A 10,571-nucleotide genomic window follows, 5' to 3' on the forward strand; every position below is an offset into this window, starting at 1 on the left:
AGGGAGGACCAGCATGTCAACCACATCAGACTGGATCAGAGAAAAGGCAACCCACGCTCCGGTGGACTTCCAGCTCGCCAACTGCATCCGGGCACTCGCCATAGATGCCGTCGAAGCTGCCAACTCAGGACATCCCGGAGCACCGCTTGGCATGGCGGATGCCGCGACAGTGTTGTTCGCCCGTCACCTGAAGTTCGATGCCGCCCACCCCGACTGGCCCGACCGAGATCGCTTCGTACTCTCCAACGGCCATGCGTCGGCGCTGCTGTACGCGCTGCTCTATCTCACCGGCTATCAGGACATGACGATCGATGAGATCAAGGCCTTCCGCCAGTGGGGATCGAAGGCAGCCGGACATCCCGAATATGGCCATGCCAAGGGCATCGAGACGACGACCGGGCCACTCGGGCAAGGCCTCGCCGGCGCGGTGGGCATGGCGATGGCGGAACGGCGACTCTCCGACGAGTTCGGTGCGGATGTCGTAGATCACCACACCTATGTCCTCTGCGGAGACGGCTGCCTTGAGGAAGGCATCAGCCAGGAGGCGGCCTCGCTGGCCGGTCATCTTGGCCTCGGCAAGTTAGTCGTTCTCTATGACGACAACGGGATCACCATCGACGGGTCCACGACCGTCAGCTTTTCCGAAGACATTCCCGCGCGGTTCCGGGCTTGCGGCTGGCACGTCCAGACATGCGACGGTCACAACATCGGTGCACTCGATCAGGCGATCGCCGCCGCCAAAGCTGCGACAACTCGCCCATCTCTGATCGCCATGCGCACGGTGATCGGCTTCGGATCTCCCAACAAGGCCGGCAAGGAATCTTCCCACGGCGCGCCGCTTGGCGCCCAGGAAGCTGCCGCAACCAAGGCGGCGCTCGGCTGGACCGCACCGGCCTTCGAGATTCCCGACGATCTTCTCACGCGTTGGCGCCAGATCGGGAGTCGCGGCGCGGCGGCACGCCAGGCGTGGCAAGACCGCCTTGCGGCCCAACCGGCCGCGCTTCGGGATGAGTTCGAAAGGCGCATCAGCGGCGCCCTGCCCTCTGGATACCCGAATGCCGTCGAGGAGCTGAAACGCGAGCTGTTCGCCAAGCCTCAGAAAGTAGCCACACGCCGCGCCAGCCAGATCGCCCTCGAAGCGATCACCGCCGCCGCACCTGAGATGATCGGCGGCTCGGCCGACCTCACCGGCTCCAACCTGACCCGTGTCAAAGCGGTCGACAGCCAGTTCACCCGCTCCCAGTCGGGCCGCTACATCGGCTATGGCGTGCGCGAGTTCGCCATGGGGGCCATGATGAACGGCATGGTCGCCCATGGGGGGCTCATCCCCTACGGCGGCACGTTCCTGGTGTTCTCCGACTATGCTCGGGGCGCCATACGCCTGTCGGCGCTGATGGGCATCGGCACCATCTATGTGATGACCCACGACTCGATCGGGCTCGGCGAGGACGGCCCCACGCATCAGCCCGTCGAACATCTGGCGTCACTTCGCGCCTTGCCGCGCCTGTTGGTGTTCCGCCCTGCGGACGTGGTGGAAACGCTCGAGTGCTGGGACGTCGCAGTCCGCAGCCGTCATCGTCCCTCGCTGCTGGCGCTCTCGCGGCAGGCTGTGCCGCAGTTGCGCGGCCATGACGGAGAAGCCCCCACGGAGAACCGCGTCGCTTCGGGCGCCTACGTCATTCGCAGCTTTGGCGGCGACAAGCGCGACGTGACGCTACTCGCCACCGGCACCGAAGTATCATTGGCCATAGAGGCCGCGGAAGTGCTCGCAAAAGATGGGCTTTCCGTCGCCGTGGTCTCGATGCCGTGCTGGGAGCTTTTCGAAGCGCAACCCAAGACCTATCGCGAGTCCGTCCTTGGCTCGGCGCCACGTGTTGCCGTCGAGGCAGCGGGAAAGTTCGGCTGGACACGCTATGTCGAAAGCGAAGAGGACGTCATCGGCCTCGACGACTTCGGCGCGTCGGCCCCGGCCGAACGGCTCTATGCCGAGTTCGGGATCACCCGTGAGGCCATCGTTGCCAAGGCAAAGGCCCTGGCGGGGCGCGCCTGAACGCGGCCCCAAGCCTCGCGCATACCTTCATGATGAGATAGGGCGGCCTCCTCCCGCCCGATCGGAGCCGTGCCGGAGTCACTCCCGCTCCGGCACGGTTCCCAACAAGAAGCTGGCTTCGGGAGGGGCAGAATCGTTGCCTACAGGACATAGCGGCCCGCATAAATGCCGCAAACGCCGCGTATCGACCTTGCCGAAAAGCACAAGGTCACACGATGAACCAGCACGCGCGCGACATCGAGCCGGATCTCGGCCCGCTTCTCGACATAACCGATGACCTTCCGGATCAGGATGCGTTCGGAAGTGGCAAGACCGAGCCCCGCCTTGATGACAACACCAAGAAAAAGCCCGGTCTGACGCTTGGGCCAATGGACCGCATCGGCCCGATGAGCGCCCCGCCCTCGGAGCGGTCACCCAAGCGCGTACCCAAGGCAGCGGCGCACCCCGCCCCCGGGCTTTGGGGCGGGTTCTGGCGCGCCGTCGTCATCGGCATCGTTTCCGGAATCGTCGGCGGCCTCGTTGGCGCCTTCACACTCGTCTGGCTGACCGGCGAGGGTTGGAGCGTGTTGGCAAAGCTGCTCGTCGATGCGATCGGGCATCTCTGACGCCCTTCGAACGACTTCAGGCCTTCAGCCAGCCGTCGACATCGGCCGCCTTTGGCAGGCCGCCGGCATGCACGACCTTGCCGTCAACCACCACGCCCGGCGTCGCCGCGATGCCGTAGCCGGCGATGGCAGCATAGTCGGTGACCTTCTCGATGGTGACCGATACGCCGAGCTTTTCGGCCTCGGCCTTCAGGAGATCGGCCGTGAGCTGGCAGGTCTTGCAGCCGGAGCCAAGAACTTTGATGTCTTTCATGATTTCCTCCACGTTGAGTTCAGGTGGGTGAGGTGAGCTTCTGAAACAGCGGCTTCAGGCGATCCCTGTAGGCGCCGACAATCGCCGCTTCGTCAGCCGCGAGCGGCTTGACCGGCACAAGATCCATCACATCGTCGGGCGCGAGGCCAGACTCGAACAGTGTGGCTGAGGCACCATTGACCATGGCTTCGACCGCTCGGCGGCCCGCCGCGTCCGTGAGACCGAACTCCACGGCGAGGCGTTCAAGTTCCTTGAGCTGGAACCACAGGTAGGTTGGGCCCATGGCGGAGATCAGCGCATAAGCCTCTAGGGCGCCTTCATCCACCACTGGACAGTCGCCGAGTGGCTCCATCAACGTAAGGAGCGTACTTCGCTCGTTCTCCGGAAGCCCCACGGAGAAGGCAATGGGATTGTACCCCTTGCCGACGATGGATGGCGCGTTGGGATTCTGCCTGGCAAGGCGGGAGAAGCCACCGAGCAGGTTGGAAAGACCGGCGAACTTCATCTTCGGCGCCAGAGAGAGAAGAACCGCTTCGGGCTTCAGGTGCCCCTTGATCGTTGGCAGCGCCTCGGCAAGCACCGGAGGATGCAAGCCGACGATGACAAGGTCGGCGGATGCCGCCTCGGCGAGGGTACCGGGCGTCACTTCGGGCGCGATGGATGCAAGCCTCGCCGCCTGTTCGGAGTTTACGTCGAAGACGACGACCGTCCTCGGCAAGGCGCCGGCCTTCTTCCAGCCCTCGATCATGATTCTGGCTATACGCCCGCCACCGACGAAACCGATGGTTCTCATGGTTGCTCCTTTGCCGCGTCAGGCAACGAAGAGGATGTTGAACAGATAGCCGACGGCCAGGATGCCGACCCCGACGACGCCGGCAAAAACCGCGATCAGCCGGACGGTCAGGACCTTTCGCAGGATGATCATCTCCGGCATCGACAAGGCGATCACCGCCATCATGAAGGCCAGCACGGTGCCGAGCGCCGCCCCCTTGCCGATCAGCGCCTCGACGATGGGAATGATGCCGGCGGCGTTGGAGTACATGGGGATGCCAACCACGACGGCGGCGGGCACCGACCACCAGGCATCCTTGCCCATGATCGAGGCGAGGAGATCGGCCGGAGCATAGCCGTGGATCAGCGCGCCGACCGCGATACCGGCGATCACCCACATCCATACCTTGCCGACGATGTCGGCGACCGCGTCGAGCCCGGCTTGCAGGCGATCGACGACCGTGAGCTTGCGATCGGGCAGATCGACGTTGCCCATGCGCACCTCACGCACCCAGGGCTGAAGCCAGCCATCGAGATGGAAGCGGCCGATGACGAAGCCGGCAACAATGGCCACACCGAGGCCGAAGCCGAGATAGGTGAGCGCCACCTGCCAGCCGACGAGGCCGAACAACAGGCCCAGGGCGACCTCGTTGACCATGGGGGCGGCGATGAGGAAGGAAAAGGTAACGCCGAGCGGTACCCCGGCCGAAACGAAGCCGATGAACAGTGGCACCGCGGAGCACGAACAGAAAGGCGTGACGATGCCGAGCGAGGCGGCAGCCACGTTGCCGACGCCCTCGCGCTTGCCGGACAGAAGCCGGCGGGTGTTCTCGGCAGAGAAGAAGCTGCGGACGACACCCATGGCAAAAACCACTAGCGTCAGCAGCATCAGTACCTTGGGCGTATCGTAGAGGAAAAAGGCAAGAGCGTCGGCAAGGTGACTGCCCTGCGCGACGGGCAAATGCGCCACGGCCCAAAGCGAAGCCGGCTGCAGCAGCTGATAGACGACGAACCATAGCACGATCGCGGCAACGGTGGCGCCAATCCACAACGGGGCATGAGGTTCGCCCCCCGGCTTGGGCGGTGTGGGGAGCGGACAACAGCTGGTCATGCCGCGACCTCCTCGGCCAACTCGGCGGAGGGCAGCGCCAGCGCCGCGTCGACCATGGCGGTCACGGCCGGGCTGAGGGCGGGATTGCGACGGTAGCGAACCCATTGGGCGTCGCGCCGGTCGGTGACCAAGCCAGCCACCTTCAGTGTCGCCATGTGACGGGACATGCGCGACTGCGAAGCGCCGAGCTTGCGCATCAACTCGCAGACGCAATGCTCCTCGCCATCCCAGAGCAGGCGAATGGCACCGAGGCGGGTGGGATCGGCAAGAGCCGAGAGAATGTCGACGGGGTCTTTCATGTGGTCATCCGCTTATGCGCTTATCAGCAACTACTACTCAATGAGCCACCCGACAATCCGGATATTGTCTTATATCCATATTTCGTCTAGCGTCGATATATGGATAAGACACAAGCTCTCGATTCCCTCTCGGCACTGGCGCAGCAGACGCGCCTCGACGTTTTTCAGTTGCTGATCCGCTACGAGCCGGAAGGCCTGGCGGCCGGCGACATAGCCGAGCGGCTGGGCGTGCCGCAGAACACGCTCTCGACCCATCTCGCCATCCTCACGCGCGCCGGCCTCGCGACATCGGAACGTCGCAGCCGGCAGATTATCTATCGTGCCGTGGTGCCAGCGCTGCGCGGCCTCGTGCGCTATCTGGTCGACGATTGCTGCGCGGGCCACCCGGAGCTTGGCCGCCATTTCGATTGCCGTGGCACCGAGAGTTGCTCCACCTCCCTTCCTCTGGAGAGCGCGTCCATGCCAGACCGCGTCTACAACGTTCTGTTCCTGTGTACGGGCAACTCCGCCCGGTCCATCATCGCCGAGACCATTCTCAACAAGGATGGCGCCGGCCGCTTCCGCGCATTCTCGGCCGGCAGCCACCCGTCCGGACAGGTCAATCCGCTGGCCATCGAGGTACTGAAGGAAGAGGGGTTTCCGACCGAGGGGCTGCGGTCCAAGAGCTGGGACGAGTTCGCGGTTCCCGGAGCACCCGAGATGGATTTCGTGTTCACGGTTTGCGACAACGCCGCCGGTGAAGTCTGCCCGGTGTGGCCCGGACAACCGATGACCGCCCATTGGGGCATCGAGGACCCGGCACGTGTCGTCGGCACCCATTTCCAGCAGAAAGCGGCCTTCATCACCGCCGCGCGCTACCTCAAGAACCGCATAACCGCCTTCCAGTCGCTGCCGCTTGCGAGCGTTGACCGCATGGCCCTGACCAGCCACTTGCGCGATATCGGTCGTCTCGACGGAGCCACGGCAAAGGCAGGAGAGACCAAATGACGTCCGTTGCCAGCCGGCTCAGCTTCCTCGATCGCTACCTCACCCTCTGGATCTTCGCCGCCATGGCGCTCGGCATCGCGCTTGGTTACGCCTTCCCCTCGGTCGAGGCGATGATCAACTCGGGAACGGTGGGCACCACCAACGTCCCGATCGCCGCCGGCCTGATCCTGATGATGTATCCGCCGTTTGCCAAGGTGCGCTACGAGGATCTGCCGAAGGTGTTCGCCGACCTCAAGGTCCTCGGGCTTTCGCTCGTGCAGAACTGGCTGATCGGACCGGTGCTGATGTTCGCGCTGGCGATCATTTTCCTGCCGGACAAGCCCGAGTACATGGTGGGGCTGATCCTGATCGGCCTTGCCCGCTGCATCGCCATGGTGATCGTCTGGAACGAGCTCGCCAAGGGCTCGACGGAGTACGCCGCCGGCCTCGTTGCCTTCAACTCGATCTTCCAGGTTCTGTTCTACTCGGTATTCGCGTGGTTCTTCATCACCGTGCTGCCGCCAGTCTTCGGATTGACAGGGTCGGAAGTGGACATCTCCATTGGCGAGATCGCCAAGAGCGTCTTCATCTATCTCGGCATTCCGGCCATTGCCGGCGTGCTGACACGCGTGATCATGCTGCGTTTTGTCTCGAAGGACTGGTATCACGGCCATTTCGTGCCGAAGATCGGGCCGATCACCCTCATCGCGCTGCTCTTCACCATCGTCGTCATGTTCTCGCTGAAGGGCGAGTTGATCCTGACGATCCCGGGCGACGTGGTGCGGATCGCAATCCCGCTCCTCATCTATTTCGTGGTGATGTTCGCACTGAGCTTTACCCTGTCGCTGAAAGCCGGCACCGATTATCCGCGCTGCACGACACTGTGCTTCACGGCGGCCAGCAACAACTTCGAGCTGGCGATCGCCGTCGCGGTGGCTGTTTACGGCATCAACTCCGGCGCCGCATTTGCCGCCGTCATCGGCCCCCTGGTCGAGGTTCCGGTGATGATCGGCCTCGTCAATGTGGCGCTGTGGTCGCGCCGCTTCTTCCCGGCCGAGAAGGCAGCCTGACGATGGATATCGTGATCTACCACAACCCCGGCTGCGGCACCTCGCGCAACGCGCTGGCATTGATCCGCCATGCCGGCATAGAGCCGCACGTGATCGACTACCAGAAATGCCCGCCGAGCCGGGAGCTGTTGCGTCAGCTGATCGAGCGGATGGGCATGGCTGTGCGCGACGTGCTGCGCGTCAAGGGTACGCCCTATGCGGAGCTGGGACTCGGCAATCCGGCGCTCACCGACGACGAGTTGCTCGACGCCATGATGGCGCATCCGATCCTGATCAACCGGCCGATCGTGGTGAGCCCGCGCGGCGTAGGGCTCTGCCGACCCTCCGACATGGTGCTGGACCTGTTGCCGGAGGCCCCGCTTGCCGACTTCGTCAAGGACGACGGCGAGATCTGCCTACGCGATGACGAGGTGGCCGGCCGCGACGCGGGGCTCGTGGCGGCGCTCGCGGCGGAAAGCCTCCCCACGAGCGATCTTGCCGAGCCGGGGCGGCGGTTCTTCGTCTACCGCACGCTCTCCGGCGAGATCGTCGGGTATGCAGGCCACGAACTTTACGAGGCTGACGCCTTCCTGCGCTCGCTTGTGGTGCTGCCGGCCTGGCGCGGCAAGGGAGCCGGCAAAGCCATCGTGTCGCGGCTCGTCCGTCGCGCCTTCGACGAGGGCGGACGGACGGCTTGGCTGATGACCACATCGGCGGCCGAGGCCTTCGAGGCAATGGGCTTCAAGCGCATCGCACGAGAGAATGCACCCGAGGCCATCCTTGGCACACGGCAGGCGAGGGAGCTTTGTCCGTCGTCGGCGGTCATTCTATCGAGGGCGATCAGGCTATAGGCCAGCCCCCTTACGCGGCGAGCCGGCTCACCACCAACTGATCGACTTCGCCATCCGAAAGCATGCGATCGATCAACTGGACGCCCATGACCTGATCGTTGCACCAGACAACCTTGACGTCCAACGGGCCAAGGACCGGATGAACGACCCGACCGTCGGTGCCGGCCCTCATGCCGTCGACCTTGGCCAAGCGCATGCCGGAACGCGACGCGTCATGCAGGCGAAGCGAACGCCGGGCGCCATCGGCGAAGTCCACCACCACCATGACGTCGGCCTGTTTGCGCGGGTGCCGCCGCTGGTCCATGAGGTCATGTACCAGTGCGTCGACTTCATGTTCCAAGCTTTGCACCTGGCCGACGAGAGTGCCGCTCATGTCGGCCAGTTTCGCCGCGGCCTGCTCGGTCTGAGAGGCAAGCGTCGGCAGGCAGTTGAGGCTGGCGACCACATCGTGGTTGGCTGTCGTCGAACGATCCAGGCTCTCATTGATTTCCGATGTTGCAGCGCTTTGCTGTTCCACCGCGCCGGCAATGGTCGTGCTCAGCGACGACATGGCTTCGATCGATCCCGTGATCTCGTCGAGCGAAGAGGCGACCTCCTGGGCAGCGGCCCGAATGTCCTCGACCTGCCGGGTGATCTCATCGGTGGCGCCCGCCGTCTGGTTGGCGAGTTGCTTGACCTCGGAGGCCACCACGGCAAATCCCTTGCCCGCCTCGCCGGCGCGCGCCGCCTCGATAGTGGCGTTGAGGGCGAGCAGATTGGTCTGCTGGGCGATGGCCGAGATCAAGGTCGTGACCTGTCCTATTCTCTCCGACGCCTGTGTGAGCTTGGTGCCGAGAGCCCTCGCCGCTTCCGAGTAGGTCCGAGCCGTTTCCGCGTCCTTGGCCGAAACTGCGGTCTGTTGGGAAATTTCGGACAAGGAAGCCGCCAGTTCGGTCACGGCGGAGACGACGCCGTTCATATCCTTGTTGGTAAGGTCGAGGCGGTCCAGCGACACGTCCAGCTCGCTGCGCGTCGTCGACGCATTGGTCGCGACGGCATCGATCACGACGCTGACATTCTGGGCGAGCCCGTTGATCGCGGTCACCACCGAGTGGACCGACACGCGCAGGCGGTCGGCCACACCGGCTAGCGCGGCCCGCTTGTTTTGCAGGATTTCGCGCTGGCGCTCCTCCGAGTTGGCCTCGTTGAGCTTCTCGATGGTCCTATCGCGGAAATAGGCGACGGCGCGCGCCAGCTGCCCCACTTCGTCGGAGCGGCCGGCCTCCACCAGCTCGGTGGATATGTCGGAATCGCCGAGCTCCCGGATATGAGCATCCAGGCTGGATATGCTGCGGACGATCGAACGAGACAGGAGCACGGCCGCGGCGATGGCCAGGATGGCAATGCCAAGCGCGAGGCCAAGCATGGTGGACATGCGCGCCCAGAAGCCTCCGACACGCACTTCGAGCAGGTCATCAAGCTGATCGGCCGATTGCCGCCAGTAGCTGTCCGCCGCCCCGACCAGCGCCTTGTTGGCCGCCGAAAGTGCGGCGATGTCGGCTCTGGCTCGCATCTCGTCATTCCGAAGCTCGGCGGCAACCTTGTTGGCGGTTTGCGAGAAGGCCTCGACACTGTCGACAAAAGCCGCTGTCGGACCGTCGAGCGCGGCAGCTACGGAGCCGGACAGGTTGCTCTTCTTGGCAACCTCGACCGATGCTTCGATCGTGCTCCTGTCGGTTTCGATCTGGCCCAGCAGGACGATGAAAGCGGCGCGGGCCGTGTCGTCGAGTTCCTTCAGGGTCGACTGATGACGAGCCAGCATATCCAGTTCGGCGGCGCGGGTGATCAGGTCTGGCAGACGCACCACCACCGTATCCATGACATAGAAGCTGTCGAGGTCAGGGTCGAGGATCAGGTTGCTATCGTTGCCCGCAGCCGTCGCCAGATCCCGGAACAACGCCCCGACCTCGGCTGTGGCTTTGCCCGACAACGAAAGACGACCGGCCGCGTCACGAACGGATGCCGGATACTCTGGCACCATGAGCGATCTGGCCGCCTCCAGGATCTTCTCGTCGTCGCCATCCGGCGCAGATGCCCATGACATAACCGAAGGCCACATCTGGCGAAGCCACCCGGTTCCGGCCAGCTCGGCTTCGGCGAAAGCAATGTCTTTCTTGCTTTGCAGCACGAACAAGCCGGACATCAGTCCGAGAGGCAGAAGCAGCATGACAACGACGATGGCCAATTTTCCCCGAATGGACATTCGACCGCTCCGTCCCACGTATTCGCCTCCTCATCTTCGCGGCAATGGCCTAATATTTAGGAAAATGCACCTAAAGTTGACCAGCCCGACCGAAAACAGCCGAATACGACTCAAATTAACCAAGATATATTTTGGTTCAGAGTCGTTAATTCCGTATTTATTTCTCCTTTTCTGATCAGATCTCAATATGCCGATTTTTGCATATCAAAGATCTCGACGTTTGCTTTGAGAAAGGCGCTACAACAGGGGGATCAGGATACGGCGTACTTGGATCGCCCCCCCTTGTAACTTAGCCCCACCACGATCTGGTATCATTCCGGTTGCGGTGGCGGACGGGAGACCGCCCCCCCTTAGGGACACCAAGCCCGTGATTG

At 63.6% G+C, this 10,571-nt stretch carries 9 protein-coding genes and 3 pseudogenes; 7 read left to right on the forward strand and 5 right to left on the reverse strand.

Annotated features, from left to right (window positions below):
• Positions 1-13: 13 nt before the first annotated feature.
• The gene (gene tkt / locus M4J40_RS16240) at positions 14-2,050 is read left to right on the forward strand and encodes a transketolase (RefSeq protein WP_251755433.1); all 2,037 of its coding nucleotides are present in this window, start codon (positions 14-16) and stop codon (positions 2,048-2,050) included.
• Between the two features lie 215 nt (positions 2,051-2,265).
• Positions 2,266-2,655 (forward strand): hypothetical protein, encoded by a 390-nt coding sequence (locus M4J40_RS16245; protein ID WP_251755434.1) that lies wholly within the window; start codon positions 2,266-2,268, stop codon positions 2,653-2,655.
• Between the two features lie 16 nt (positions 2,656-2,671).
• Here the strand turns inward: M4J40_RS16245 and M4J40_RS16250 are convergent, their stop codons facing one another.
• The 4 genes from M4J40_RS16250 to M4J40_RS16265 are packed head-to-tail and all read right to left on the reverse strand — an operon-like array spanning position 2,672 to position 5,089.
• Positions 2,672-2,908 (reverse strand): thioredoxin family protein, encoded by a 237-nt coding sequence (locus M4J40_RS16250; protein WP_251755435.1) that lies wholly within the window; start codon positions 2,906-2,908, stop codon positions 2,672-2,674.
• A gap of 19 nt (positions 2,909-2,927) precedes the next feature.
• Complete coding sequence (locus tag M4J40_RS16255; RefSeq protein WP_251755436.1) at positions 2,928-3,701, reverse strand: pyrroline-5-carboxylate reductase; 774 nt, start codon at positions 3,699-3,701, stop codon at positions 2,928-2,930.
• Positions 3,702-3,719: 18 nt separating this feature from the next.
• Positions 3,720-4,790 carry a permease gene (locus tag M4J40_RS16260; RefSeq protein WP_251755437.1) on the reverse strand — a complete coding sequence of 357 codons (1,071 nt, stop codon included), beginning with the start codon at positions 4,788-4,790 and terminating at the stop codon, positions 3,720-3,722.
• Positions 4,787-5,089, reverse strand: coding sequence for a helix-turn-helix transcriptional regulator (locus tag M4J40_RS16265; protein WP_251755438.1), 303 nt, complete (start codon positions 5,087-5,089; stop codon positions 4,787-4,789). The genes M4J40_RS16260 and M4J40_RS16265 overlap by 4 nt, the downstream gene beginning before the upstream one ends.
• Before the next feature lie 99 nt (positions 5,090-5,188).
• Between M4J40_RS16265 and M4J40_RS22555 the strand changes: the two are divergent.
• The 5 genes and pseudogenes from M4J40_RS22555 to arsN2 all read left to right on the forward strand — a co-directional run.
• Positions 5,189-5,425 (forward strand): annotated as a pseudogene (locus M4J40_RS22555) (ArsR/SmtB family transcription factor); the annotation flags it as partial.
• Between the two features lie 123 nt (positions 5,426-5,548).
• Positions 5,549-6,076: an arsenate reductase ArsC gene (locus tag M4J40_RS22560; RefSeq protein WP_311134147.1), complete on the forward strand. Its 528-nt coding sequence runs from the start codon at positions 5,549-5,551 to the stop codon at positions 6,074-6,076.
• Entirely contained in the window at positions 6,073-7,125 is a 1,053-nt protein-coding gene (gene arsB, locus M4J40_RS16275) for an ACR3 family arsenite efflux transporter (protein ID WP_251755440.1), read from the forward strand. The genes M4J40_RS22560 and arsB overlap by 4 nt, the downstream gene beginning before the upstream one ends.
• 2 nt (positions 7,126-7,127) lie before the next feature.
• Positions 7,128-7,514 (forward strand): annotated as a pseudogene (arsC, locus tag M4J40_RS22565) (arsenate reductase (glutaredoxin)); the annotation flags it as partial.
• 48 nt (positions 7,515-7,562) lie between these two features.
• Positions 7,563-7,955: pseudogene (gene arsN2 / locus M4J40_RS22570) on the forward strand (arsenic resistance N-acetyltransferase ArsN2); the annotation flags it as partial.
• Positions 7,956-7,965: 10 nt separating this feature from the next.
• Here the strand turns inward: arsN2 and M4J40_RS16285 are convergent.
• Complete coding sequence (locus tag M4J40_RS16285) at positions 7,966-10,197, reverse strand: methyl-accepting chemotaxis protein (protein WP_251755442.1); 2,232 nt, start codon at positions 10,195-10,197, stop codon at positions 7,966-7,968.
• Positions 10,198-10,571: the final 374 nt, after the last annotated feature.

It is taken from the genome of Pleomorphomonas sp. JP5 (assembly GCF_023721815.1).
Classification (GTDB): Bacteria; Pseudomonadota; Alphaproteobacteria; order Rhizobiales; family Pleomorphomonadaceae; genus Pleomorphomonas.

Coding starts and splice junctions, on each gene's coding strand:
- tkt (WP_251755433.1), top strand. CDS start 14: ATGTCAACCACATCAGACTGGATCAGAGAAAAGGCAACCCACGCTCCG.
- M4J40_RS16245 (WP_251755434.1), top strand. CDS start 2,266: ATGAACCAGCACGCGCGCGACATCGAGCCGGATCTCGGCCCGCTTCTC.
- M4J40_RS16250 (WP_251755435.1), bottom strand. CDS start 2,908: ATGAAAGACATCAAAGTTCTTGGCTCCGGCTGCAAGACCTGCCAGCTC.
- M4J40_RS16255 (WP_251755436.1), bottom strand. CDS start 3,701: ATGAGAACCATCGGTTTCGTCGGTGGCGGGCGTATAGCCAGAATCATG.
- M4J40_RS16260 (WP_251755437.1), bottom strand. CDS start 4,790: ATGACCAGCTGTTGTCCGCTCCCCACACCGCCCAAGCCGGGGGGCGAA.
- M4J40_RS16265 (WP_251755438.1), bottom strand. CDS start 5,089: ATGAAAGACCCCGTCGACATTCTCTCGGCTCTTGCCGATCCCACCCGC.
- M4J40_RS22560 (WP_311134147.1), top strand. CDS start 5,549: ATGCCAGACCGCGTCTACAACGTTCTGTTCCTGTGTACGGGCAACTCC.
- arsB (WP_251755440.1), top strand. CDS start 6,073: ATGACGTCCGTTGCCAGCCGGCTCAGCTTCCTCGATCGCTACCTCACC.
- M4J40_RS16285 (WP_251755442.1), bottom strand. CDS start 10,197: ATGTCCATTCGGGGAAAATTGGCCATCGTCGTTGTCATGCTGCTTCTG.